This window comes from Elusimicrobium sp. An273, assembly GCF_002159705.1.
In the GTDB taxonomy this organism is placed as follows: Bacteria; Elusimicrobiota; Elusimicrobia; order Elusimicrobiales; family Elusimicrobiaceae; genus Avelusimicrobium; species Avelusimicrobium gallicola.
Genome location: NZ_NFJD01000001.1, coordinates 160,077 through 185,572, shown reverse-complemented (window position 1 = coordinate 185,572; position 25,496 = coordinate 160,077). Strand labels below are relative to the sequence as shown.

Here is a 25,496-nt window from a genome sequence, read left to right as displayed (position 1 = left end):
AAATGCTCCGGGGCTTTTTTATAAAGAACCGGGCCGCCTTGAAAGGGGCCCGGTTGAAATTAATTGTCCTGATAATCTTTCAGCAGTTTCGTGCGGCTGGGGTGGCGCAGTTTGCGGATGGCCTTGGCCTCTATCTGGCGCACGCGCTCACGCGTAACGTTGAACATTTTTCCCACTTCTTCCAACGTGCGGGGGTAGCCCGAGTCAATCCCAAAGCGCAGGCTGATGATTTTGGCCTCCCGTTCCGACAGCGTGGCCAACACATCGGCCACTTCCTGCTTGCGCAGGAAATCCACCGCGGCGCTGGTGGGATTTGGCCCGTTCTTATCCTCAATAAAGTCTTCCAGGTTGGAGTCCTCGTCTTCCCCGATCGGCGTAGAAAGCGAAATGGGATCCTGCATGATTTTAAGCACGCTTTTTACTTTTTCCACCGACAGGCGCAGCGTCTTGGAATACTCTTCCAGCGTGGGTTCGCGGCCGTGTTCCTGGCGGAATTTGTTGGTTACTTTGGTAAGCTTGGACACCAATTCTTTCATATGCACCGGGATGCGGATGGTGTTGGCCTGGTCGGCAATGGCGCGGTTGATGCTCTGGCGGATCCACCAAGTGGCATAGGTGGAAAATTTAAACCCGCGTTTGTATTCAAATTTTTCTACGGCTTTCATCAATCCTAAGCCGCCTTCCTGAATAAGGTCGGACAGTTCCAAATTGGAATTGACGTGTTTCTTGGCGATGGAAACCACCAAGCGCAGGTTGGCCTTGATGAGTTTCAATTTATCCTGCAAAATCATATCTTCAAAGAAGACGATGCGGTCGTTGAACGCCAAAAACTCTTTTTCCGTCATGGGCAGGGTTTCCACCATTTGGGCGTGGCGTCTTTGCACGTCTTCAATGTTGGCAAGCGCCCGTTCCAATTCGGGCAAAGTAAATTTGGTGGCTTTTTTGAATTCTTTTTCGGTTATTTTGCCCGCTTTAAACCGGTTGACCAGTTTTTTTACTTCCGCATACGGGCCGAAGTAATCGTCAAAGCGCTTCATATCGTTGCGGGCTTCGGTTAAGCGGTCGGCCAAGTTTTTGATTTTGTTGGTCAAACGTTTGATTTTGTTTTGGTTTAAATTCAGTTTGGTAATGCAGGCCACCACTTCTTTTTGTTTGGCTTCCAGTTTTTCAATGGCGTTGTTGCGCTTTTTGTCGCTTAAATCGCCTTCGCGCAGTTCTTTCATCAGTTTGGTAATTTCCTGCTCGCGTTTGCCGATGAACTGGGCGGCATCTTTCAGTTTTTTGCGCATATTGTTCAGCTCGCGCGTGGTGCGTTTGCCGCGGGGCATCAGCTCTTTGGTGGTCATTTCTTCCTGATCTACCAGTTCTTCCCAGTTGCAGATTTCGCGCATGGTAATGGGGGATTCCAACACCAGCTTGCGCAGTTCTTTTTCGCGTTCGCGGATATTGCGCGCCAGGGTAATTTCTTCATCGCGCGACAGCAGCGGCACCTTGCCCATTTCGGACAGATACATCCGAATGGAGTTGGAAATATCCGGGCTGGACGACCAGTCTTCGCTCAGGGCTTCTTTTTCCGGAGCGGAAACCGATTTGAATTTTTTCTGGTCTACCACTTGGATGCCCAAGTCGTCCAGCGTGCCCATCACGCCGTCAATGTCTTCCGCGCTCATGTCGGACGCGGCAATAGAGCGGTTCAAGTCTTCCAACGATAGAAAACCGCTTTCTTTTCCTTCTTCAACTAAATCTTTCAGCGCTTTGTTTCCAGATGCCATATTTCCCTCAACTGCGGTATTTTTTTAATTTGTTCTGCAACTGCATATATTTTTGAAAAACTTCCTGCGGCACGTTTCCCGCACCGAGTTGTTTCATTTGCCGTCTGACGGCTTCCAGCCGCTTGTGCAAGCCGGCCTGTTCCAGCTTAGCGGCGCAAGCCGCTATATCGCGCGCGGGATCAAAATCCGCCGGAGCCTGTAACATAGCCAATTTAACCAGCTCCGTCTTGTATTCGGGCACTTTTTGGGCCGCCCGTTCCGCCAAGTTGGCGGCCTGCGGGTCTTCCCCGTGTGCTTGTACGACGGCTTGAAAAATCTTCCACGCCGCCGCGGTGGAAAAATCTTCCTGCGACAGTTCACAGCACAGCACCGTGTGCTGCGGGCTTTTTAATAACCAGGACAGCAAGTCCTCTTCCGCGGCGCTGGCCACGGCCGCCCCCGCGGACGGAGCCGGCTGCCTGCGTGCATAAGCCGGCTGCAAGGCCGGTTTGCGCAATCGCTCCAGCACCAGCTGTTCATCCACGCCTACATGTTCGGCCACGTATTTGGCCCATTCCCGCCGGACGATTTCATCCGGTTGTTTGGCGATGGTTTCCGCCAGTTCCGAAATCACGCGCGTTTTGTTTTGCGCGTCCATCGGCTGGGGGTAGAGCCCCAGCTGCAGGCGGGTATGAAACGCGATTAAATCTTCCGCCTGGTTTAAAACCGTTTCAAAACTTTCTTTGCCGTATTTGGCGATGTATTCGTCGGGGTCTAAGCCTTCGGGCAGTGAGGCTACTTTTACAAACAGCCCCCGCTCAATTAAAATTAAGGCCCCGCGCAGCGCCGCTTTAATGCCGGCGGCGTCCGGATCAAACAAAACGACCACATTGTCCGTATAGCGTTTTAACAAGCGGGCGTGATCTTCCGTCAGGCTGGTGCCCAGCGGCGCCACGGTATATTCCACGCCGGCCTGGTGGCAGGCAATCACGTCCATATACCCTTCCAACAGCACCGCCCGCCCGGCCTTGCGGATAGCCGGCCCGGCAAAGTTTAATCCGTACAAAATGTGGCTTTTTGTAAAAAGAACCGTTTCCGGCGAGTTTAAATACTTGGGCTCGCCTTCCCCTAAAATCCGCCCGCCGAAGCCGACCGTGTCGCCCCGTTGGTTAATGATGGGGAACATCAGGCGGTTGCGGTAGTAATCCCGCGGGCCGTACGAAGTAAGCACGCACAAACCGGCGTCTTTTAAATCTTTATCGGTATAACCGGCGGCCTTGGCTTCGCGGGCCAGGGCGGTGGGCTCGTTTTTAGCCAGGCCCAATTCAAATTTTTGGCACGTTTCCTTGGTTAAATTGCGCTCTTTTACGTACGCGCGCGCGTATTCGCCGCCGGCGGACATTAAATTTTTGTGATAGAACGCCTTGGCAAAATCCAACAGTTTGCGCGCGTTCGCGCGGCGGATTTCCTCGCCCGTGAGCGGTTTGGCGGGTTTGTATTCCACGCCCGCCAGCCCGGCCAATTTCTCTAACGCTTCGTTAAAGGAAAGGTTCTCCATTTTCATCAAGAACGCGAAAATGTCACCCCCTTCCTGGCAGCCGAAACAATAGAACAACCCCTTTTCGCTGCTGCAAGTGAAGGAAGGGGTCTTTTCTTTATGAAAAGGACAGCAGGCCTTGTAAGTTTTACCCGCGCGTTTTAAATCCGGTACATACTGCCGGATAAATTCTACAATGTCCAATCTGTCCTTAATTTGTTCTACGATGTTATTGTTCACGTCTGCGCCGCCTGTTTTAGATTAAAGGCAAAGAAGGCAATAGCCCGATACTTGCGTAAAGGACTATTGCCTGGGTTTCTTCTTTAATTAAAAACGTCTGCGTTTGGTGCGGCGAGCGCGGCGTTGAGCTTCCTGAGATTTGATTTTTCTCTTTACGCTCGGAGGCATGTAAGTTTCGCGTCTTTTGATTTCTTTCAAAATGCCGTTCTTCTCACATTCTCTTTTGAAGCGTTTGAGAGCTTCTTCCAAGTGCTCGGCGTCTCTGACTTTTACAAAAACCATTCCTTTCTCACCACCTTCTACGGTCAATAGACAAAAATAAAACGGTATTTTCTACCTTATATATATTATAACTTATTTTTTCCGTTTTGGTACGGCTTTTAGCCCGCCGGCCACAAAAAGCGCCGCCCCGCCATTAAATGGAAGTGCAGGTGATCTACGCTTTGGCCCGCGCCTTTGCCGTTGTTGGTAACCAGGCGGAAGTCTTTTAAGTCAAACTGCTGGGCCAGCTTTTTGGCAACCAGCAAAATTTTGCCCAGCAGCAGGGCGTCTTTTTCGTCCGCTTCGGACAGGCGCGCAATGTGCTTGCGCGGGATGATGAGCAGGTGCGTGGGGGCTTGCGGATTTAAATCTTTGAAAGCCACCACGTCCTCGTCTTCGTATACTAACTGGCTTTTAATGGAGCCGTCGGCAATGCCGCAAAAAATACAGTTCATATGGGTATTATACATATTTCAAAGGAATTGGACATCGCCCGCCGGCATCGGGCGGCCATTTTTTTGGATTTTCCGAACCCCGGCGAGCGGAAAAAGCCCTCGTTACCCGGCCTGATACAGTGCGCCGGGGCTTAAAAATTGGTATCATATATCTATATTGTATTTTGGAGACTCCCAAATATGGCTAAAAATGACCTGACAACCAGAAACCTGATGTTGGACAGTTTAAAGCAATATGCGAAGAACCGGATTTCTTTTAACCTGATCCGGGAGCATGACGCGAAAAACGAAATTCCGTTAGACATTTTAAAAGAGATGTACGACCATGACGTATTGGGCGTGCATCTTTTGCTTATTCCCGAAGAATACGGCGGACTCGGCGGCCAGACCACCGAAATCTACCGCGTGTGCGAACAGTTGGCCCGCATTGACCTGGGCATCGCCACCGGCGTGTTCGCCACGTTCCTGGGCAGCGACCCGATTAACGTGGGCGGCACCCCGGAACAGAAAGCCAAATGGTTTAAGAAAATTGCCCAAGAAAACAAATTGGTAGCCTATGGCGCCACAGAAGCCGATGCCGGTTCCGACTTGGTATCCCTGCGCACCCGCGCCGAACACGTAGTGAAAGACGGCAAAGTGGTGGGCTACAAAATTACCGGCAGCAAAATGTGGATTTCCAACGGCGGCGTGGCCGACATCTACACCGTGCTCGCACTGGCCCCCGGCGGCCCGAGCTGGTTTATCGTAGAAAGAGGCACCCCCGGCTTTACGCAGGACGTACACGAAGACAAGCACGGTATCCGCTTGTCCAACACCGCCGGATTGGCGTTTGATGAAGTGTATGTGCCGGCTGAAAATTTAATCGGGCTCAAAGAAGGCCAAGGCTTCCTGCAGGCGCAGGCCGTATTCGGCTATACGCGCTTAATGGTAGCGGCCTTTGGCTTGGGCGGCGGCGAAGAAGCGGTGGAAACCGCCTTGCAGTACGCCCAGCAGCGCATTCAGGCCGGCGGCCCGCTGGCCGAAAAACAGGGCTTTATGTTAAAGCTCATCACCCCGCATTATGTGCGCTTTGAAGCGGCCCGCGCGTATATTGACTGGACGGCCAAACAATTGGAAGTAAACAACCACGGCCTCGCCACCGAAGGCGCCATCGCCAAACTGTACGCCACGGAAACCGGCAACAAAGCCGCCGAAGACTCCATCCAGGCGATGGGCGGTTTCGGATACACGAAAGAATTTGCGGTTGAAAAAATTAAACGCGACGTCAAAATCACCTGCATTTACGAAGGCACCAGCGAAGTGTTGGAAATGACCATCTTCCGCGGGCGCTGGCAGGAACATTTAAAGAGCCGCGGTCAATACTATTTGAACCAAGCCGCCGAGTTTGACGCCATCCACGCGCAGAACCCCAATGTGGGCGCCGACAGCGTGGCCTTGGGCTTTAGAGCCTTGGCCCGCGTGTTGGAAGACTGCCGCGCCAATAAGCTGACCCGCCACCAGTACGTAACTTTTATGCTGGGCGACCTCATCAGCGAAATGGAAGTGGCGGCCGTATTCTCCCGCCAGTGCGCCAACAAGGTCATTACCGAAGGCAGCCGCTTTGACTTAAATACCCTTAGCACGATGGCCCGCGTCAACGCCCGCCAGAGCGCTTTCAAAACCGCTACGGAAGGCATGCGCCTTATTTTGGGCACCTGCCCCAACAGCAACGCGGCCGACTTGAGCCAAGGCGTAAACTTGGTAGGCATTGAAGAAAAAATGCGCGGAATTATTGACGATATGGACGTCGTTTCCGCCAAACTCAGAGAAGTTTTCAAGAAATAGGATATAACGCATGAATATCATTGTTTGTATTAAACAAGTTCCCGATTCCACACAAGTAAAAGTGGATCCGAAAACCGGTACGCTCATCCGCGCGGGCGTGCCCAGCATCTTGAACCCCTATGACCATTACGCGTTGGAAAAAGCGTTGGACATCAAAGCCAAAACCGGCGCGAAAGTAACGGTGCTTTCCATGGGCCCCGCCCAGGCAAACGCCGTGCTGCGCTTGGCGCTGGCCTTGGGCGCCGATGAAGGTGTGTTGTTGGCCGACCGGGCGCTTGCCGGCTCGGACACGTGGGCCACTTCTTATGCGTTGGCCATGGCCATTCGCAAAATCGGCCAGTACGATTTGATCCTCTGCGGACAAATGGCCATTGACGGCGATACCGCCCAAACCGGCCCCGGCATTGCCCACCATTTGGGCATCCCCCAAATTACCTTCTGCGAAAGCATTGACGCCAACGGCAATCAAGTGGTCGTGAAAAAATTGATTGACGGCGGCCACCAAATTTTGGAAGCGGATTTGCCCGTACTCGTTACGATGACCATGCCGCACGACTATGCGCCCAAATATCCTTCTTTTATGGCGGCGCACAAAGCGCAGGATAAAGTAACGCTCACGTGGTCTGCTGCGGATATCGCGGCCGACCCGCACAAAATCGGGTTGGAAGGATCGCCCACGCGGGTAGACCGCATCTTCCCGCCGCCGGCGCGCCCGAAAGGGGAAATGTTCACGGGTTCTGCCGTGGAACTGGCGGATAAATTTGTGGAAATTTTGAAAAAGGAGAGTGTAATCAAATGATTCAGGTAGCTTCTAATTGCGTAGGTTGCGGCAAATGCGTAGGCGCTTGTCCGTTTGGCGCGCTCTCTTTGGTAAACCGCAAAGCGGTGCCCAACGCCAACTGCACCATGTGCGGTGCGTGTGTGTCCGTCTGCCCGGTAAAAGCGCTTTCTTTGCCGGCTTCCGGTGCGGTGAAAAAAGACCTTTCCGCCTACAAAGGCGTGTGGGTGTTTATTGAAATCGCCGACGACGGGAAAACCCAAAAAGTGCGCCCGGTGGGCTTTGAACTGCTGTCCAAAGGGCGGGAACTGGCCAACCAATTGGGCGAAGAATTGTGTGCGGTTGTGATTGGGGATAACGTATCCCAGTATTATGCGGAACTTTCCCAATACGGCACCGATAAAATTTACGCCGTAAACGGCCCGGAATATCATCACTACAACACGCTGGCGTACGCCAACGCGATGGTAACGCTGATTAAAAAATACAACCCCAGTGTGGTGCTGTATCCGTCCACGTATATCGGGCGCGACTTGTCGCCGCGGATTTCGTCGGAACTGTTTGTAGGGTTGACGGCGGACTGCACGGGATTGTCCGTAAAAGACGGCAACCTGATTCAAACCCGCCCCGCTTTTGGCGGCAACATCATGGCGGACATCAAATGCCCGGACTACCGGCCGCAAATGTCCACCGTGCGCCCCAATGTGTTTAAAAAAGTGGTCACCACCCCCGGCAAAATGGCTCAAGTGGTAACGGAAGCCATCGCCGTTCCGCCCCAGGCGGCCAAAGTGCGCATTATCAATACGCACTTTGACGAAGTGTCCGCCATGGACAAGCTGGACGAAGCCGAAGTGGTCATCGCCGGCGGCCGCGGGATGAAAGACAAAAGCGGTTTTGCTTTGCTCGAAGAATTGGCGGCCGATTTGGGCGGTGCCGTAGGTGCCAGCCGCGCTGCCATTGATTTGGGCTTGAAACCCAAAGAAAAACAGATTGGCCAGAGCGGGGTGACCGTGGCGTCCAAACTGTATGTGGCGTGCGGTATTTCCGGCGCGGTGCAGCATATTGTAGGAATGGAGCACAGCGACGTGATTATCGGCATCAATAAAGACGCCAACGCGCCTATCTTCAATGTCTGCAAATACGGCTTTGTGGGCGACGCCCGCCAAATCCTGCCGCGGATTATTGAACAAGTTAAAAAAACCAAATAACTGGTTTTGCAAAATAACCGGAGGGCCTAACTTAAGTTAGGCCCTCTTTCTTTGCCCAAGAGGGCCCAAAGGCCCTGGCCGGAATGCGTTTAAAAAGACATAGTATAGATATGAGAACTTTTTTACTTTGTTGCCTCTTGTTGGGGGCTTTTCCTTTATCTTCGTGGGCTCAGTTGCAAAAATTGCCGTCCGTGGTGGCCAAAGAACTGCTTGGTTCGTCCGCCTCGGCGGCGGGCGGCCGTATTGCGGGGGTATCTCCTTCAGCTGCGGCCGTTTTATCCCAGCGGAAAAATTATATTAAGAATTTGGAAGAGAACGGATTTGAAGATTTAAACACGATGCTGGAAGATTATTTTACGCTAAATCCCCAAGCGGCTACGTCGAAGCTGCTGCAGCAAAACAAAGAAATGCAGCGCGCCTTGGTGGCGCACTGGCTGGAGCGCGATGCCTATGCCTATAGCCGAAAAGGAGAACTGCAAAAAAACGTGCAAGTGGAGCCGGTGCAAGGCAAAATTGACTATTTGAACTATATTCCGTATGATGCCCGGTTGGTGTTGCTGGGCGAAGTGCATGAGATTAATTGGATGGCCCAAAATGTGGAAGAAGCACTGATGCAGTTTAAAAGGGCGCATCCCGACAAAAACATCTATTATGCTTCCGAGTTTGTGGATGCTCCGCCCGTGCCGGAATTATATATTTTAAAGAAAGAAAAAGAGGTAGACCAATTGGTGGTAAAACGCCCCTACTACCGCCCGCTGACCAAGCGGCTGCTTGCGGCGGGAGTATGGGTGGTGGGGTTGGAAAACCCGGCTTTATCACGCGAATTGCTCCGCACTCGCTATACTTCTTTCCAACAAACCCCCTTGGCTTGGAAAACCATCGCTCCCAGCGGCATGCAGGAGCGCAACCAGTATTGGGCGCAAATTATCCGCCGCATTTATGCGCAGGATCCGGACGCGGTGGTTTTTATTCATGCCGGCATGGGGCATACCGACTATAACCAGCCGTTCTCGTTACCTTTATTGTTAAAAGAATTTAAACCGTTTGTGGTGGAATACTCTTCTTCCGGCATCGGAGATTTTAATACCTTGCTGGAGCGCAATATCCCCATTCCGATATCTGTCCGCGGGTTAGGACGCCAATTGCAGCAAAGCAATCCTTCTCAGCCGGTATTTTTGATTCGTTGGATGAAAAGCAAGCGCAGTGCGCTGGTAGGGGGCTGTGATTTGCATATTCAAAAAGTCGCCCAGAGACGAGAGTAAGAAAGATTTTGGGCAAACAAAAAAATCCGCTTTTGTAAGCGGATTTTTGGTTTTTATATTTATAAATTACATATAGACCGCGTAGGCAATTTTGCCGGGCGCGGGCGGGGGAGGAATGCCCAAACGTTTTTTGCGTTTGGCTTCCTGGCGCTGGGCACGCAGCAGCCGGCTGGTTTCCAGCGCTACAAAGGCGGCCTCTTGCTCGCTTAAGCAAATAATTTGTTCCTGTATGCATACGGTGCGTATGTCCTGCTGGCGCAGGGTCTTTTCTCTTTCCTGTCGGAAAGCCCGGCGCATACGGGAAGCGAATAAAATCAGGTGTTTTGTCATACTTATACTATAGGCTTTCCAAAGGGCTTTCGCCAGGGTCAAAGGGCCCGTATGACGGCCTAAAAAAGGCCCAACTCTTTTTGAAGGACAGACCCAGCCGCCCCTAGGCCTTTTGGGCCTGTGCAGCGAAAGCAGAATTTTATCCGTTTCCGGGTTTTGAATTGATATAATTTATAATAAGGTGGAATATGTCTTTATTTTCTAAACTTTTTAAATTGTTCCTGGCTGTGGTGCTGATGCCGCTGATCCCGATGATCTTGCTGCTGACCTATTACCAGGTACATTTAAAAAACAATATCTTGGAAACGCACGCCAACTTGGCCCAGATTGTATCTTCTTCCATGAACCAACATATAGAAGATTTAACCTGGCGCCTGGCCTTTGCGCCGCAAGTTACGCAAGCCTTGCGCAAAAAACAAAACCCTCAGCCCATTTTGCAGGAAGCCCTGAACGCAAACCCCGATTTTTTGATGCTTGCCGTGATCTCCCCGAAGGGAAAAGAATTGTACCGGGCGGGGGAAAAACAAATTTTAAAACAAATTCCCGCGCTGGATTTATCGCAGGATCCGTCCTTGCCCGAATTGGCAAAAACGCCGCGCTTGTCCGTCAGCAGTTTTGACGTGGTGGCCGGGCGGCCCATCAGCGAGTTTATTTATCCGCTCTCCAACGGCGATTTCTTATACGGAATTATGAGCTTTTTTGGCTTTCTCTCCCGCGTGCAGGAACAGCGCATCGGGCTTACCGGGCGGATCTATATTGTGGATCAGGACGGCGCCGTTTATGCCAACGATTACCAATATAAGCCCGCTTTTGACGCGGAAACGCTTAAAAATGCATTCGCTTCGGGAAATCAGCTGATTAAAAATTTAAAAACCCCGCGGGAAACGTATGTGGGGGCTTTTTCCGCTTCGCCCATCTTAGGCGCGTACGTAACGGTATTGCAGCTCAAGAGCGAAGCCTACCGCAGTATTTACTATACCAACATCATTATCGCCTTGTTTTTGCTCTCCATTGCCACACTGGCGTATTTTGGCGCGCTGACGTTTGCCGAGCGCTTGGGCGAGCCCATTGGAGCGCTGGCGCATGCGGCGCAGGAAGTAAGCAACGGCAATTTGGACGAAAAAGTGGACGAAGAAATCGGGTGGGGGGAGTTTAAGCAATTAATTAAAGCGTTCAACCAAATGACGGCCGATTTAAAAGATTATCAGGTGCTGCAGCTGCAGGCGCAGGTGAGCGAAATGAAAGAACAGGTGTTCCGCTCCGTGGCGCACGATTTAAGAGCCCCCTTGCTGGGCCTGCAGGGATATTTGTATATTTTGCAAAGCGGAAAAGTAAGCGAGGAAGAAAAGAAAAACTATTTGGAAATGATGAGCCAGGCCGCGCGCAATCTATCCTCGCTTTTGGAAGACGTGCTGGACGTATCGCGCGTGCAGGCGGGTATGATGACCCCCAAAAAAGAAAGCGTGGAGGTGGCCGCCTTATTTAAAAACGTAACCGATACGCTGGAGCCTACCGCCCGGGAAAAAGGCCTGGAGCTGACGGCCGAAACGGAAGTGGACCGGCTGCCCGCCGACCCGAAGCTGTTGCAGCGGGTCATTATGAACTTGGTTTCCAACGCCGTTAAATTTACGGACAAAGGCTTCGTGCGCATCCGCGCCGTGCAGGATGAAAAGGCGTACTACCTGTCCGTGCAGGACAGCGGCATCGGCATTTCCGCGCAGGATATAAAAGGACTTTTTCAAAAATACCACCAAATCCGTTCCGACCGGCCCGGCTACGGGCTGGGGTTATTTATCAGCCGGCAAATCGTGCAGGCGCACGGCGGGTCGCTGGACGTAACCTCGGAACCGGGCAAAGGCAGTACGTTTACCGTCTGCCTGCCCAAGGAGAGAAAATGATTGTTTTTTGGCGTTTGTTTTTAGCTTTCTTTTTGACGGATTTTGTCTTCTTCCACAAAACGATTAACCGGATGGAAGAGCAAAACCGCCCCCGGGCCATTGCCCTGCATGCCGGCGTATTTTTGGCGTGGGCTTTTTTGCTGTGCTACGGCTACCTGACGATGCCGTGGCCCTTTTTGGGCTTTTGGCATATTCCGGGCTGGCTGTGCATTTTGCTGTTTTGCGTGTTCTTGGTGTTTGCAGACCGGTTTTTCCAGTTCGGCGGCAAAATGCGCCACGGCCATGTGCTGACGTTTTTTACCAAAACCATCGTCAACCTGTTGTTCTTGTTCTTATGCGTGCCGTTTAAAGTGTTGTACGAAACGGGCAACTTTTTTGCCGAACCGTGGATTATTTTTTGTGTGGGGTTGGTAACGGCTACACGCGTGTTGGGGTGGTTTATTTTTTCCGTGGAGCAAGACCGCTACGGGCGCGACTATCCCACCTTTGACGAACGCTGGCTGTTGACGATGATGTGCGCCATTTTCTTTTTGATTATGCTCCTGCCGGGCTGGCGGTGGGTGGTATTGTTGCTGGTATGGTTTGCGGCCTGCCTGTACGCCCGCAAAATACGGTTAATGGATATTTCCAATATGGCGTTTTACGTGGGAGCTTTCGGGGCGGCCTTTATCGGATTTTTAGTGCGCCTGCGCTTTTATTTGAATTGGTAACGTATGCAGCTATCTGAAATTAAATTTGCTTGTTTGGATACCGAAACCACAGGCCTTTCTCCCTTAGAAGGAGGAAAAATCTGCGAGATAGCGGTTTCCGTTTCGCAGGGCGGGCGGGTGACAGAGGAATTTTCTACCCTCATCAACCCCGATATGCCCATGCACCCGGATGTGGTGGCCATTCACGGCATTACAAACGAAATGGTGGCGTCCGCCCCGCGGTTTGCGGCGGTGTTGCCCAAGCTGCTTTCGCTGTTGGATAATTGCGTGATTGTGGCGCACAACGCCGATTTTGATGTGGGGTTTTTAAAGAGCGAATTTGCCCAGTGCGGCATGAAGTTCCCGCCCTATCCGGTGTTGGATACGCTTAAGCTCGCGCGCAAGAGCGGGCGGTTTGCCAAAAACAACTTGGGCTGTATTGCGGCGGATTTGGGAATTAATCCGCAAGGGTGGCACCGGGCCATGGCCGATACGAAGATGGCTGAGCAGATTTTCTATTATTTTCTTACAATATTAAGTAAGCACGGCGTGCAAACGTTGGAACAGCTGGAGCCGTTCCAATACAAACGCTGGAAAGATTTGATAGCAGTAAATAAGGAGAATTAAGTATGAATAAAGTGGTTTTAATTATTAGAGACGGCTGGGGGGATGCCAAGGCCGGCCCGCACAATGCGGTAACCACCGCTAAAACGCCGAATATGGATAAATACCTGGCGCAATATCCGCACACGCAGATTGAAGCGTCCGGCGAGCAAGTGGGGCTTCCGGCCGGGTATATGGGATCTTCCGAAGTAGGACACCTGAATATGGGTGCGGGAAGAATCGTCATCCAGGAACTCAAACGCTTAAAAGACACGATTGAAGACGGCTCCTTGTTTAAGTCCGCCGCGTTTTCGGCTTGCATTGACAACTGCCTCAAAAACAACAAACCGCTGCATGTGATGGGGCTGGTGCAGGATGAAGGCGTGCACGCCCACCAAGACCATCTGTTTGCCATTTTAAAATACGCCGCCGAGAAAGGCATTAAAAATGTGTATGTGCATTTCTTTTCGGACGGGCGCGACACGCCGCCGCAGAGCGCAGTGGGCTTTATCCGCACGCTGGAAGACAAAATGAAGGAATACGGCGTGGGCCAAATTGCCACGATTCAGGGCCGCTACTACGCCATGGACCGCGGCGAAGATTGGAGCCTGACCGATAAAGCGTATAATTTAATTGTCCGCGCCGAAGGCTTGCACGGTACCACCGCCGAAGAAGTGGTGCTGACCGATTACAAAACCATGAAAACGCCCGACGGCGGCCCGATGGTGGATGAATATATTCCGCCTACCGTGCTGGGCGATTATAAAGGGATGGAAGCGGGTTCCAGCGTGATTTTCTTCAACTTCCGCCAAGACCGCGCCATCCAGCTTACCCGTGCCTTTATCGATGATAACTACCCCGGCAAAAACCGCGGGCCGCGCGTGCCCTGCGTGTACTGCGGGCTGACCAAGTACTACGACGCGTTCCCTTACAACGCCCTTCCGTCTATGACAGACGGCGGCGGAATGAACAACCTGCTGGGCGAAGTGATTTCCAAGGCCGGCTTAAAACAGCTGCGCCTGGCGGAAACGCAAAAATTCAAACACGTTACGTCGTTCTTCAACGGAAAATTGATTAAACCGTACCCCGGGGAAGACCGCATTGAAATCAAAGGCCGCTTTGATCCGGCTACCTTTGCCGAACATCCGGAAATGGAAGCATACTTTGTTAAAGACGAAGCCCTCAAGCAAATCGCCACCAACAAGTATGATTTCATTGTCATCAACTTTGCCAACTGCGATATGGTGGGACACACGGGCAACTTTGATTCCGTGGTTAAAGCCGTAGAAGTGGTGGACGAATGCACCGGCGCCGTAACGGAAGCTGCGCTGGCGGCCGGATACACGGTGTTCATCACGGCCGACCATGGCAACGCCGAAGAAATGTGGGACGAAAAAATCAATATGCCCAAAACGGCGCACACGACCAACTTGGTGGATTTTGTGTACGTCAGCAAAGACCATAAAAACGCCAAAATGGCCGCCACGGGCAACTTGGGCGACATTGCGGTAACGGTGTTGGACGTGATGGGCCTTAAAAAGCCTGCCGATATGACGGCCAAAAGCCTGATTGTTGAAAAATAACCGTTGGGCCTTTTTAAAAAACGGGGAAAAGGAAAATCCTTTCCCCGTTTTTTTGCGCCGCCGGCCGGGAAAAAGTACAATGTCCGTATGGAAAGCTACCTCAAGGTAAAAGTGCACGCGGGCGAAAAGAAAAACCGCCTGGAGCAAAAAGGGCCCGATTCGTACGAAATCTGGGTCAAAGCGCCGGCCGAGCAAGGCCGCGCCAACGAAGCCGTGCGCACCCTTTTAGCGCAGCACTTGGGCGTGGCGGAAAATAAACTTTCCCTTATTAAAGGCGCCACGAGCCCGGCCAAAATTTTTTTAAAACGTTGACAGTACCCCCAATTGGAGCATCCTATGCAGATAAAAAAACGATTGCGTGTGTGTTTTGCGGCGGCGAGCGCATTGGCTGTAAGTGTTATGTTCAATCCGCTAAATGCGTTTGCCTTGCCAGACGGCCCGGAGGCAAAACAAGCCTTTTTGGTGGGCGGTTCTTGTGATGAATATAGAAATAATTTTACGGATGAATTTAACGCTTGGAATAATTTTTTGTCCTCTAAAAAGTGGCAAGTGCACGGCTTTATAGACGAAGCAAAAAAAACAGAGGTGGCTGATGTAAAACCCTTTTTTTGGAAAGATTTTTTGGTTGCCCTCCAGCAAGTCCGTAACGAACCTGTGAAACAAGTGCTAATTGTGATTTCAACGCATGGAAGCAACAAAAAAGAAATACACGGCATTTGTGACCAAAGCGGGCACTATCACGATATTCGGGATTTAAATCCCATTTTACAGCAATTACAGGAACACTCGGTTCAAACGGCCGTTATTGATGCGTCTTGTTATTCCGGCTTTTCGGTTTCCGCAATAGGGGATAACGCTTCTTGTGTGATGAGTATGGCCGGGAAAAATATCGGGAGCGGCTCCATCAGTGAGCTGGTTGCTAAAGGGTTGCTCACCATGCCCACCCTTGCCCAAAAGGCTTCTGTGGAAGATGTGTGGTTTAGCGTGTTAAACCAGTCTGTCAAACGGTTGGCGCATGTGCCGCTTATTACCGGGATGCCTGATATCGTGCATTGGGTTCCCGCGCCCGGGGCGTTGGCCCAACATTTCTTTTCCAATAGAAGGGCATTTCCATCGGAAAGTACTGTCAGCCGATGGGAACAAATGAGCGTATCCGCTGAAGAATTGGAATCCGGGCGGCAGTTTTTTGCCAAAAATACGGCGTTGTTTGAGCGGTTGTTTTCCCCGCAGGCGTTAGCAGGAATTTCCGCGTATTTGCAAGACGGCCACTTCGTGGCCATCAGTTCGCCGGCGGCTAGCGTGTTCTATCTGCAGACGCACCCTAAGAGAAAAGACCGCCCTTGTGCCAATTTCTATTTTTAGGGTGTTCGGAAAATGCGCCGCGCGATAAAACTCCCGTTTTGGCGCTAATTTTGTTATAATATCCATAGGGTCAGGATTGCCCCGGCTATAGGTGAGCAAAGCCGAATCTATCCGCAGAAACTCTCCGGGTCTAGAGGCCCGCGGGGGCTTTTTGGCCCTGCAAAACGCAATAAAAAAGAATAATTGGTATATGAGAACTTACGAAAGCGTAATTATTGTTAAACCCCAACTCTCCGACGGAGAAGTGGGTGAATTCGTAACCAAAGCCAAAGACTTGATTACGAAAAACGGTGGAGAAGTCGTCAGCGAAGAAAAACTGGGCAGAAGAAAATTCACCCACGAAGTAAACCACGTTCGCGACGGTTTTTACCTCTACCTTAAGTTCAAAGCCGAACCCAAATTCGTAAAAGTATTTGAAGACGCCTTGAAACTTAACGAAAAAGTACTTCGCTCCATGACGATGAACTCGGTGGAAGTGAAAGTAAAACCGGCTCCTGCCGTTGCAAAATAAGGTCGCTATGTCAGCACAAATCAAATTACCGGAACAGAACCTTGTACTTCTAGTCGGACGGTTAACACGTGACCCTAACGTGTCTTTTACACAGAAAGGTCAGGCAGTGTGCCGTTGTGATATTGCGGTCAACCGCAGATATTTGGATGCTACCACAAACGAGTGGAAGGACGACACGGTGTTTGTTCCCGTAGTGGTTTGGGGTGCTGCCGCCGAACGGTGTAAAGACCGGGTGAAAAAAGGGACTCCCGTACAAGTGGAAGGCCGCCTCACCAGCAGCGAATACACCGACAAAAATACCGGACAGACCCGCAAATCCTTGCAGGTAACCGCCCGGAGAATCCAAATACTGGAATCCGGCGCCGCGGCTTCGTATAACCAAGACGCTGCCCCGGCCGCCAAGGACGACGTCCCCACCACGGACGTGATGGAAGACGACGTGCCTTTTTAACAGGAACCAAAGAGAGATAACAAATGTCTGAAGAAATTAAAAACACCCAAGCCCCCGCCGCGGCCCCTGCCGCTGCTCCGGCCGCCCGCCTCGAAAGACCGGCGCGTCCGTTTATGGGCAAAAAGCGCTTTGAAAGCAGAAGAAAAGTCTGCAAAGTCTGCGCGGAAAAAATCGACAACGTCGATTACAAGAACTTTCAGTTCGTGAAGTCTTTCACCATGGAAAGCGGCAAAATCCTTTCCAGAAGAATCACCGGCACCTGCGCTAAACACCAGCGCCAAATCACCAAAGCGATCAAACGCGACCGCAACCTGGCGATTTTGCCGTACTCGTTGCCCAAGAAATAAGCCGGAGGATTTGGAAATGAAAGTTATTTTGAAACAGAATGTAAAAAACCTGGGTATGGTGGGCAGCATCGTAGATGTGAAACCCGGCTATGCCCGCAACTTCTTGATCCCGCACCGCTTGGCGGAACTCGCCACCGAAGGCGCGATTAAGAACTGGCAGTTGGGCGCCGAAAGACGCGCCAAACGCATTGAAGCGGAACTGGCCGAAGCGCGCGCCATTGCCGAAAAATTGGCCGGTGTGGTGCTTCCGTTTACCAAAACCGTCAACAGCGACGGCGTGGTATTCGGTTCCGTCAACAAAGCCGATATCTACAAAGCCTTGAATGCTTTGGGGCACAACATCTCCAAGGATGCCATCGAGCTCAATATGCCGATTAAAGCTTTGGGTGAAACCGAAGTGGGCATTTATTTGAAGCCGACTGTTACCGCCACGATTAAAGTGCAGATTAACCCCTTGACCACGGTGGAAGAAAAAGTAGCCGATGCCAAGCCGGAAGAAAAAGCCGAAGCGGTTGCCGAAGCCAAATAAATCCCGACCCGATTGCGTTTTGTAACCCCCGCGAAAGCGGGGGTTTTCTTTTTGTGTGAATTTGGAATAAATGAAATGTGGAAAAGAGTGCAACAGTACGGAAACAGTGTGGCCTAAACCAATCGGATGAACGGGCCTAGAGCAGGGAGGGGCGGCTCGCCCCTTGACTCTTTTTTTTTTTTTGATAAATTTTGCGTATGGCAAAAATTTATCAAAAATCCTTCTCTGACGGTAAAAACGCCGGATTTACGCTTATAGAGCTCTTAGTAGTGGTATTAATTATCGGTATTTTGGCGGCCATTGCTGTACCGCAGTACCAGCGCGTGGTAGACAAGTCGCGCCTCACCCAAGTGATGACGTGGGCCGCCCCGCTTATCCAAGCCGAAAAACTGTATTATATGGCCAACGGCAAATACAGCCCGTATATGGAAGAATTGGACACACAAGTGGCCGATTGTGAGTTTAAAAGCATTTCTTATGAAGCGCAAGGCGGGCGCGGGCGCTATACGTGCAATGGAGACTGGACAGTAGATTTGAATGCTTGGCAAAAAAGGATTCACATTTATCTTCCGGATGGCGGGCCAGTAGGATCCACGGTGGAATTTCAATTCTATTTAGACCAGAAGAAAACCTTATGCGGGCTACGGCCGGTCGCTGGAGAGATGTATGTGCCAGTTTTGGCGGGGCCAGTACGGGCGGAACCAGCTCTATACAGTATTGGGAAATTCCCAATTAATTAAGAAATCCACACTCGTTTATTTAGTATCGCTAAATAAAAACCCCGGGTTTTTGACCCGGGGTTTTATGTTGGAAACATCTTAGTGTACGCCGTGCATCCATTTTTTGATGGGTTTTAAAAACACCAGCAAAAGCCCGGATACCGCCAGCGGCACAATCACCAGCCACAGGAAGAACTGTTCGTTGCTGATGCGCTGGAAATAGCCGGAGTACACCCCCGCCAATTTGTTGGCTACCGCGTTGGACAAGTACCACACCCCAATCAGCAGCGATACAAACCGCGCCGGCGCCAGTTTGGTAACCATGGATTTGCCCACCGGCGAAATGCACAGTTCGGCAAACGTCTGGAACAGGTACGTAAACGCCAAATAGAACAAGCTGATTTTGGCATTTCCCACCAGTGCAAACGCGCCCAGCAGCATTACGCCAAAAGCCAAGGCAATCAGCCACAGCGACACCATAAACTTGGCCGGAGTGGAGGGTTCTATGCCTTTTTTGGCCAGTTCAATCCATAATTTGGAAAACAACGGCGCAAAAATGACCACGTACAGCGGGTTTAAGCTTTGAAACCAGTTGGCCGGAATTTCCCAGCTGTGGCCAAAGAAGGAGATGACGCGGTCGGTATATTCGTAGGCAAACAGGTTCAGCGCCGCCCCCGCCTGTTCAAACGCGGCCCAGAAGAAAATGCTGAAAAACGCCAAAATGCCGATTACGGCGATCTGCTGTTTTTCCTGCCGGGTCAGCGGGGCGGTGTTTTCGGTTTTTACCCGGTTGACCTTTTTGTTGTACATATAGTAGGCAGCGGCCAGCACCGCAAAGGAAATGTAAGAAGCGGTGTGATGCCCCTGCATATACAAAACGACCATCGGAATGGCCAGCACGATGGCCCAGAGGGCGGGGTCTTTGTAGAAAGTCGGTTTGTCTTTGGGAGCGGCCCCTTTGCCCAAGAGGAATTTTTTGTATCCCAAAATAAAGGTAAACAGGCCAATCACCATTCCGGCCCCGGCAATCCAGAAGGCCGCTTTATAGTTGCCCCCTGCCGCCAAATGGCCCACCAGCAGCGGCCCGAAGAAGGCGCCGATGTTGACGCTCATGTAAAAAATCGTAAATCCGCCGTCGCGCCGGGCGTCGTTCTTTTCATATAACTGCCCGACAATGGCCACCACATTGGGTTTGAAAAAACCGTTCCCCAAAATAATGAGCCCCATGGCGATATAGAGGAAAGCCACGGTGGGCACGCTCATGATGAACATCCCGCCCGCAATCATCAGTCCGCCCCAAATGGTGGCCCATTTTTGGCCCAGGTATCGGTCGGCTAAGAAACCGCCCAGCAAAGTGGAAAGATAAACCAAACTGGTAAACGTTCCGTATACGTTGGAAGCGCCGCTCTTGTCCATCCCGAGCAGATACACCATATACAAAATCAGGATACTGCGCATGGCATAGTAGCTGAAGCGTTCCCAGAGCTCGGTCATAAACAGGAGCCAAAGCCCGGTGGGTTGTTTCGTTTTTACGGCTGTTTGTTCCATGAAATCCTCCTTAAAAAAACAAAGAATAATACACTTTACTAAATTTTGCCTTGCGACGGGGAAAAAATATCACCCTTTTGCTTGCGGAAAGCCAACAGGGAGGGCCCCCTTTTCTGCCAGAAATTGCTACAATGAAAGAAATAGCGTTTTTGCACTAGCAAAAACGCGGAGTTTGAGTTTCCCATTTTTAAGAGGTATTATGGCCAGTAATTTGTTGGAAGAACGTATCCCGCCGCAAGCCATTGATGCGGAAATGGCCGTCTTGGGCTCTATGCTGTTGGACGCCGACGCCGTGACGGAAGCTTTGGAAATTTTAAAGCCGGAACATTTTTATAAAGAAGCCCACCAGAAGATTTTTGCCGCCATGAAAGCTTTGGCCGACCGCAGCCAGGCCGTGGATATTATCACGCTGACGGAAGAATTAAAGAAGCACCACCAGCTTACGCAGCTGGGGGGCGAGGTGTATTTAACCCAGCTGGTGGACAAAGTTTCCACGGCGGCGCACGTCAAGCATTACGCCCAGATTGTGTATAAAAAGTTTGTCGTGCGCGATTTAATCCGCACCGCCACGGGCCTGGTGCAGCGCTGCTATAAAGAGGAAGACGACGACCCGCAAATTTTAATTGACGAAGCGGCCGACCAAATTTACCGCCTCAGCCAGAAGCAAAAACTGTCCGGTTTTATTTCCTCCAAAGAACTGGCGCCCGAAGTAATAGAAATCTTGGAAAAAGCCGTGCGCAACAAAAGCGCCATCCAAGGGGTGCCCACGGGGCTGGATGAGTTTGACCGCAAAACCGGCGGGTTGCGCAAGTCGGATTTAATTATTTTGGGGGCGCGCCCCAGCCAGGGGAAAACGGCCTTGGCCCTCAACATCGCCCACCATGCGTGCGTGGATTGCAACATTCCGGTGGCGTTTTTCTCGCTGGAAATGGGGCGGCACATTATTTTTGAACGTATGCTGGGTGCGGCGGCCATGGTGGAAATTTACAAACTGCGCACCGGGTATTACGAACAGAGCAAATGGTCGGACTTAACGCGGGAGCTGGGCCGCTTGGCCTCGGCGCCGATGTATATTGACGATACGTCCGGCATTTCCATTACCGAACTTCGCATGCGCTCGCGCCGGTTGGCTACGGAATTAAAAAAACAGGGCAAGGAATTGGGGCTGATCGTGATTGATTACCTGCAGCTGATCCGCGGCGGAGAACGCCGCGCGGAAAGCCGCCAGCAGGAAGTGTCCGAAATTTCCCGCATGCTTAAGGACTTGGCCCGCACGCTTAACGTGCCGGTGCTGGCGCTTTCGCAGCTGAGCCGTAAAAATGAAGACAAATCCCGCACCGACAACAAACCCCAGCTTTCCGATTTGCGCGAGTCCGGCTCTATTGAACAGGACGCCGACGTGGTAGCCTTGATTCACCGCGAGGCGTATTACAAGCGCGACGATGAATCGCTTAAAAACAAAGCCACGCTGATTATTGCCAAACAGCGCAACGGCCCCGTGGGGGATATTGATTTGGCGTTCTTTGGCGAGTACGCCTTGTTTACCAACCCTGCGCCTGAACATATGGAAAATGCGCAAGAGATGAGCGGCAATACGATGATGTCGCTTCCGGAGTAACAAATGTCTATGCCTATTTTACGCCCAACAGTGGCGGAAGTGGATTTAAAAAAGCTGGCCCGCAATATGCACAAAGTGCATGCCCAAGCGGGGGCCGGCGTGAAAGTGCTGACGGTTTTAAAAGCCAATGCCTATGGGCACGGGGCCGAAAAGCTGGGCCTTTTTCTACAGCAAAACCACCTGAGCGATTTTTTTGGAACCGCCTCGGTAGAGGAAGGCATTGCCCTGCGCCAGGCGGGCGTAACGCTGCCGATTTTGGTGCTGGGCAGTCTGTATCCGTTTGAAGTATTTGAATACGCTATTAAAAACCACTTGGCGGTTACCATTGCCAGTTTGGACGCGGCCAAAGCTGTTAGCCAAATTGCTGCCAAACTGGGTCAAAAAGCGTTCTGCCACGTGAAGCAAGACACGGGAATGGGCCGCATCGGCACCCGCCGCGGCGGCGTGTTTAACGTGATTGATTTCTTGGCGCACGACCCGCATGTGGTGCTGGACGGGCTGTATACCCACCTCTCCAGCGTAGAAACCGACCCGGCCTATACCGAGGAGCAAATCGGCTACTACCGCGACACGCTGACCAATGTCCAGCTGCACCATATTCATATTAATCATTGCCATGTGGCAGCGTCGGCCGCCATTGTGGCCCGGCCCGATGTGCGCTACGATATGGTGCGCACCGGCCACAGCGCTTTTGGGCTGGAAAAAGGCTTTGAGCCTATTTTGTCTTTAAAAACCCGGGTAGTGTATGTAAAAGACGTGCCGGCTGGCAGCAGCATCAGCTATAACCGCAGTTTTATTGCGCCGCGCCCGATGAAAGTGGCCACGCTCCCCTTAGGGTATGGGGACGGCTACCTGCGCGCCCTGTCCAATAAAGGCGAAATTTTAATCCGCGGCAAACGCTGCCGGGTGCTGGGAAACGTTACCATGGATATGCTGATGGTGGACATTACCCAAGCGGGCCCGGTAACCGTGGGCGATGAAGCCGTGGCCGTCGGCCGCCAGGGAGACGAAGAAGTTACCTTTGCCGAACTGGCCCAAAAAGCCGGAACCATTGATTACGAACTGTGCACGCTGTTAATGCCGCGCGTGCCGAGGATTTACAAAGAATAATGTTTACCGCCATCGGAACGTATATGACCCGTATGTTTGACCAAATCGGCGGAGCCGCCCAAATGGTGCGCTCCAGCCTGTTTTGGCTGACGCATTCGCGGTTTGAGTTTCGCCAGGCGGTAGACCAGAGCGTAACCATCGGGGTGGAATCCTTGGGCGTTACGGCGCTGACGAGCTTGTTTACCGGGATGGTGCTTGCGCTGCAGGCGGGCAATACCATTGGCAACATTTTTGGCGAACCGATTTTTGTGGGAACGATTGTAACCTTTTCGTTAATCCGCGAGCTGGGCCCCGTGCTGACCAGTGTGGTTGTGTCCGGCCGGGCGGGCGCCGCCGTAACGGCGCAGATTGGCACCATGGCCGTTACCGAGCAGATTGACGCCCTGTATACCTTAGGCACCAACCCCATCCGCTATTTGGTTATTCCGCGGATGTTCGGGTTTATGCTGACCATGCCTATTTTGACGCTTTTTTCCAATTTGTTCGGCGTGTTGGGCGGATATCTGGTGGCGGTGTATGCGCTGGGCATTGCCGGCGAAGTGTATATCACGGATATTACGTCGTTTATGGGCGTGCGGGATTTTATGCACGGGTTTATCAAAACGTTTGTGTTTGCGTTTATGGTGGCCACGGTGTGCTGCTACAAAGGCATCAGCACCCGCGGCGGGGCCGAGGGGGTGGGCAAGTCCACCACCGGCGCGGTGGTAACCACCATTGTGCTTATTTTGGTGCTGGATTATTTCTTAACCGCTATTCTGACGGCGTTTGGAATTTAATATGATTGAAATCATCGGGCTTAAAAAGAGTTTCGGAACGAAAGAAGTGTTAAAAAACGTCAACCTGAAAATAGAGGAAGGCAAAACGACCTGTATTTTGGGCGGTTCCGGCTCGGGCAAAAGCACGCTGATTAAATGCCTAATCGGTTTGGAACAGGCCACGGGCGGGCAAATTTTGGTAGGGGGAAAAGACATTACCAAAATCCGCAGCGAAATCAAACTGGCGGCTCTGCGCCGGCGGTTTGGGTATTTGTTTCAGGAAGGGGCGCTGTTTGACTCGATGACCGTGGGCGAAAACGTAACGTTCGGGCTGAAATACTTGACGGACACGCCGGAGAAAGATTACCCGGCCGTGAGCAAAGAAAAACTGGCGTTGGTGGGCCTGCAGGAAGACGTGGCCAAACTCAACCCCAGCGAGCTTTCCGGCGGAATGAAAAAGCGCGTGGCGCTGGCGCGCGTGCTGGCGGTGGAGCCGCAGGTGATTTTGTACGACGAGCCCACCACCGGGCTGGATCCGATTATGTCGGACATTATCAGCGATTTAATTATGGATTTGAAAGCCAAACTGGGGGTAACGTCGGTCGTCATTACGCACGACATGCACTCGGCTTTTAAGATAGCAGACTATATTGCCTTTCTGTACGAAGGGGATATTTTGATGTACGGCACGCCGGAAGAATTTAAACACACCGATAATCCGTATGTCAAACAATTTGTAACCGGCAGCAGCCACGGGCCGATACAAATGAAATTGATGAAAGACTGATTTTACAGGCGCCTGGGCGCGGAGATTTTAACAAAAGGATGAAGGTATGAAACCAGAAACCAAATTAGGCATTTTTACCGTATTGGGGATTGTAATTTTTGGATTTTCCCTGTATTTTTTAGGGGGTCTTTCCGTCACGCGTTCGTATGAGATTAACGTGGCGTTTGAAGACGTGTCCGGCCTGCCCGTCAAAGCGCCCGTGAAACTTTCCGGCGTGGAAGTGGGCCGCGTGCGCCACATCCGCATTGAAAAAGGCCAGGCCGTTGTGGTGGCGGATATTCACGAAGGGGTGGAAATTTTCCGTGATGCCCGGTTCAGCGTAGTGATGACGGGGATTATCGGCACGAAATACCTGAAGGTGGAACAAGGCACGCCTGCGGCGGGCGTATTAAAACCCGGCGCCTTGGTGCGCGGCGCGGACGAAATGCCCATGGACGTGATGATTACCAAAACCATGAGCAGCATTAAAGAGTTTGTGGACAGCGTCAACAATCAAGGCCAGTTCGGCGAAAAATTAAACCAGACGATGCACGAAGTCCGGCAGCTGTCGGCCAATTTAAACCAGCTGGTGGCGCAGATGCGGCCGTATCTTTCGCGCTCGGTACAGAACTTGGACGTCGCTTCCGCCAAATTAAATGATTTAATGGCCAAGGCCGACTCGCTGATGAACAGCTTGGAGCAGGGGGAAGGGGTAATCGGCAGTTTGATTAAAGACCCGCAGATGAAGGAAGACGTGAAGGACAGCGTGAAAGATTTGAAAGAAACCATGGGCGAAGTTAAAACGTTTGTAGGCAAAATGAGCCGCTTCCGCGTGTATTGGGATTATGATTTCTTCTATATGCCGGGCCCGGCCCTGGCTACAAGCGACCTGGCGCTTGAAATTTATCCTTCCAGCGGTTATACCTTCTACCGCGCCGGTATTGCCAATATCGGCAACGAGGACGACCGCTTAGACGCTAAAGACTATTTGGAAAAGAACCAGTTTGACGTGCGCTTCGGCTTGTACAACAAGTGGGCCACCATATCGGCGGGCTTAATCCGCGGTGCTGGCGGCGTGGCGCTGGAGCTCAAGCCGTTCTATGACAAAGAATTTTTGGAACGCTTCACCTTCACGGGCGAGTTTTCCGACTGGGGGCGCGACCGCGTCATCAACGGGCGTCTGTTTAACAAACCGAATTTAACCTACGGGGTAGACTTCCGCTTCAACCGCTACTTCTCGGTGGGTGCCTGGGCGCGCGACGTGCTGGAAACCAACGATTTTGCCGTCAAGGCCAACATCTCGTTTAACGACCAAGATATTTCGTCTTTCTTTGGCCTGGCCGCTATGGCCGGCTCGTGAG

At 51.8% G+C, this 25,496-nt stretch carries 26 protein-coding genes; 20 read left to right on the top strand and 6 right to left on the bottom strand.

The window, feature by feature from the left end; all coding sequences use genetic code 11:
- Positions 1–59: 59 nt before the first annotated feature.
- The 4 genes from B5F75_RS07755 to B5F75_RS00925 form a co-directional block, all read right to left on the bottom strand.
- Positions 60–1,772, bottom strand: a complete 1,713-nt coding sequence (locus B5F75_RS07755; RefSeq protein WP_087286546.1) for a sigma-70 family RNA polymerase sigma factor — start codon at positions 1,770–1,772, stop codon at positions 60–62.
- 7 nt (positions 1,773–1,779) lie between these two features.
- Positions 1,780–3,528, bottom strand: a complete 1,749-nt coding sequence (gene dnaG / locus B5F75_RS00935) for a DNA primase (RefSeq protein ID WP_087286543.1) — start codon at positions 3,526–3,528, stop codon at positions 1,780–1,782.
- An 87-nt stretch (positions 3,529–3,615) separates the two neighbouring features.
- Positions 3,616–3,810: a 30S ribosomal protein S21 gene (rpsU, locus tag B5F75_RS00930; RefSeq protein ID WP_087286540.1), complete on the bottom strand. Its 195-nt coding sequence runs from the start codon at positions 3,808–3,810 to the stop codon at positions 3,616–3,618.
- Positions 3,811–3,908: 98 nt separating this feature from the next.
- A complete protein-coding gene (locus tag B5F75_RS00925) occupies positions 3,909–4,244 on the bottom strand; it encodes a histidine triad nucleotide-binding protein (RefSeq protein WP_087287567.1) in 336 nt (111 codons plus the stop codon).
- Between the two features lie 180 nt (positions 4,245–4,424).
- Here B5F75_RS00925 and B5F75_RS00920 point away from each other — a divergent pair, with 180 nt between their 5' ends.
- The 4 genes from B5F75_RS00920 to B5F75_RS00905 all read left to right on the top strand — a co-directional run bounded on the left by B5F75_RS00920 (position 4,425) and on the right by B5F75_RS00905 (position 9,316).
- Positions 4,425–6,068, top strand: a complete 1,644-nt coding sequence (locus B5F75_RS00920) for an acyl-CoA dehydrogenase family protein (RefSeq protein ID WP_087286537.1) — start codon at positions 4,425–4,427, stop codon at positions 6,066–6,068.
- Between the two features lie 10 nt (positions 6,069–6,078).
- Positions 6,079–6,867 (top strand): electron transfer flavoprotein subunit beta/FixA family protein, encoded by a 789-nt coding sequence (locus B5F75_RS00915; protein WP_087286534.1) that lies wholly within the window; start codon positions 6,079–6,081, stop codon positions 6,865–6,867.
- Entirely contained in the window at positions 6,864–8,054 is a 1,191-nt protein-coding gene (locus B5F75_RS00910; protein WP_087286531.1) for an electron transfer flavoprotein subunit alpha, read from the top strand. The genes B5F75_RS00915 and B5F75_RS00910 overlap by 4 nt, the downstream gene beginning before the upstream one ends.
- Positions 8,055–8,164: 110 nt before the next feature.
- Positions 8,165–9,316 (top strand): hypothetical protein, encoded by a 1,152-nt coding sequence (locus B5F75_RS00905; RefSeq protein WP_087286528.1) that lies wholly within the window; start codon positions 8,165–8,167, stop codon positions 9,314–9,316.
- Between the two features lie 66 nt (positions 9,317–9,382).
- Here B5F75_RS00905 and B5F75_RS00900 read toward each other — a convergent pair whose 3' ends face one another.
- Positions 9,383–9,646: a hypothetical protein gene (locus B5F75_RS00900; protein ID WP_087286525.1), complete on the bottom strand. Its 264-nt coding sequence runs from the start codon at positions 9,644–9,646 to the stop codon at positions 9,383–9,385.
- A 188-nt stretch (positions 9,647–9,834) separates the two neighbouring features.
- Here B5F75_RS00900 and B5F75_RS00895 point away from each other — a divergent pair, with 188 nt between their 5' ends.
- The 11 genes from B5F75_RS00895 to B5F75_RS07635 all read left to right on the top strand — a co-directional run bounded on the left by B5F75_RS00895 (position 9,835) and on the right by B5F75_RS07635 (position 18,359).
- Positions 9,835–11,544, top strand: coding sequence for a sensor histidine kinase (locus tag B5F75_RS00895; protein WP_087286522.1), 1,710 nt, complete (start codon positions 9,835–9,837; stop codon positions 11,542–11,544).
- Positions 11,541–12,254 carry a hypothetical protein gene (locus B5F75_RS00890; RefSeq protein WP_087286519.1) on the top strand — a complete coding sequence of 238 codons (714 nt, stop codon included), beginning with the start codon at positions 11,541–11,543 and terminating at the stop codon, positions 12,252–12,254. Before B5F75_RS00895 ends, B5F75_RS00890 begins: the two co-directional genes overlap by 4 nt.
- 3 nt (positions 12,255–12,257) lie before the next feature.
- On the top strand, positions 12,258–12,860 hold the full coding sequence (locus B5F75_RS00885) for a 3'-5' exonuclease (protein ID WP_087286516.1): 603 nt from the start codon (positions 12,258–12,260) through the stop codon (positions 12,858–12,860).
- 2 nt (positions 12,861–12,862) lie between these two features.
- Positions 12,863–14,419 carry a 2,3-bisphosphoglycerate-independent phosphoglycerate mutase gene (gene gpmI / locus B5F75_RS00880; RefSeq protein ID WP_087286513.1) on the top strand — a complete coding sequence of 519 codons (1,557 nt, stop codon included), beginning with the start codon at positions 12,863–12,865 and terminating at the stop codon, positions 14,417–14,419.
- Between the two features lie 87 nt (positions 14,420–14,506).
- Positions 14,507–14,731 (top strand): DUF167 domain-containing protein, encoded by a 225-nt coding sequence (locus B5F75_RS00875; protein WP_087287564.1) that lies wholly within the window; start codon positions 14,507–14,509, stop codon positions 14,729–14,731.
- Positions 14,732–14,818: 87 nt separating this feature from the next.
- The gene (locus B5F75_RS00870; protein ID WP_087286510.1) at positions 14,819–15,781 is read left to right on the top strand and encodes a hypothetical protein; all 963 of its coding nucleotides are present in this window, start codon (positions 14,819–14,821) and stop codon (positions 15,779–15,781) included.
- Positions 15,782–15,971: 190 nt separating this feature from the next.
- Complete coding sequence (gene rpsF, locus B5F75_RS00865) at positions 15,972–16,292, top strand: 30S ribosomal protein S6 (RefSeq protein ID WP_143351215.1); 321 nt, start codon at positions 15,972–15,974, stop codon at positions 16,290–16,292.
- Positions 16,293–16,299: 7 nt separating this feature from the next.
- Positions 16,300–16,743 carry a single-stranded DNA-binding protein gene (locus B5F75_RS00860; RefSeq protein ID WP_087286504.1) on the top strand — a complete coding sequence of 148 codons (444 nt, stop codon included), beginning with the start codon at positions 16,300–16,302 and terminating at the stop codon, positions 16,741–16,743.
- Between the two features lie 23 nt (positions 16,744–16,766).
- A complete protein-coding gene (gene rpsR, locus B5F75_RS00855; protein WP_087286501.1) occupies positions 16,767–17,090 on the top strand; it encodes a 30S ribosomal protein S18 in 324 nt (107 codons plus the stop codon).
- A 16-nt stretch (positions 17,091–17,106) separates the two neighbouring features.
- Positions 17,107–17,619, top strand: a complete 513-nt coding sequence (gene rplI / locus B5F75_RS00850; protein WP_087286499.1) for a 50S ribosomal protein L9 — start codon at positions 17,107–17,109, stop codon at positions 17,617–17,619.
- A 197-nt stretch (positions 17,620–17,816) separates the two neighbouring features.
- Entirely contained in the window at positions 17,817–18,359 is a 543-nt protein-coding gene (locus tag B5F75_RS07635; RefSeq protein ID WP_275531899.1) for a type IV pilin protein, read from the top strand.
- 78 nt (positions 18,360–18,437) lie between these two features.
- Here the strand turns inward: B5F75_RS07635 and B5F75_RS00840 are convergent, their stop codons facing one another.
- Positions 18,438–19,886: a peptide MFS transporter gene (locus B5F75_RS00840; RefSeq protein ID WP_087286496.1), complete on the bottom strand. Its 1,449-nt coding sequence runs from the start codon at positions 19,884–19,886 to the stop codon at positions 18,438–18,440.
- A gap of 199 nt (positions 19,887–20,085) precedes the next feature.
- Here B5F75_RS00840 and dnaB point away from each other — a divergent pair, with 199 nt between their 5' ends.
- Genes dnaB through B5F75_RS00815 form a run of 5 tightly spaced genes read left to right on the top strand, consistent with a single transcriptional unit; the run spans position 20,086 to position 25,495 of the window.
- Positions 20,086–21,504, top strand: a complete 1,419-nt coding sequence (gene dnaB, locus B5F75_RS00835) for a replicative DNA helicase (RefSeq protein ID WP_087286493.1) — start codon at positions 20,086–20,088, stop codon at positions 21,502–21,504.
- A gap of 9 nt (positions 21,505–21,513) precedes the next feature.
- A complete protein-coding gene (gene alr, locus B5F75_RS00830; RefSeq protein WP_158093732.1) occupies positions 21,514–22,614 on the top strand; it encodes an alanine racemase in 1,101 nt (366 codons plus the stop codon).
- Entirely contained in the window at positions 22,614–23,390 is a 777-nt protein-coding gene (locus B5F75_RS00825; RefSeq protein ID WP_087286487.1) for an MlaE family ABC transporter permease, read from the top strand. The genes alr and B5F75_RS00825 overlap by 1 nt, the downstream gene beginning before the upstream one ends.
- Position 23,391: 1 nt before the next feature.
- Positions 23,392–24,156, top strand: a complete 765-nt coding sequence (locus B5F75_RS00820; protein WP_087286484.1) for an ABC transporter ATP-binding protein — start codon at positions 23,392–23,394, stop codon at positions 24,154–24,156.
- Positions 24,157–24,202: 46 nt separating this feature from the next.
- Positions 24,203–25,495: an MlaD family protein gene (locus B5F75_RS00815; RefSeq protein WP_087286481.1), complete on the top strand. Its 1,293-nt coding sequence runs from the start codon at positions 24,203–24,205 to the stop codon at positions 25,493–25,495.
- The last annotated feature ends 1 nt before the right edge of the window (position 25,496 follow it).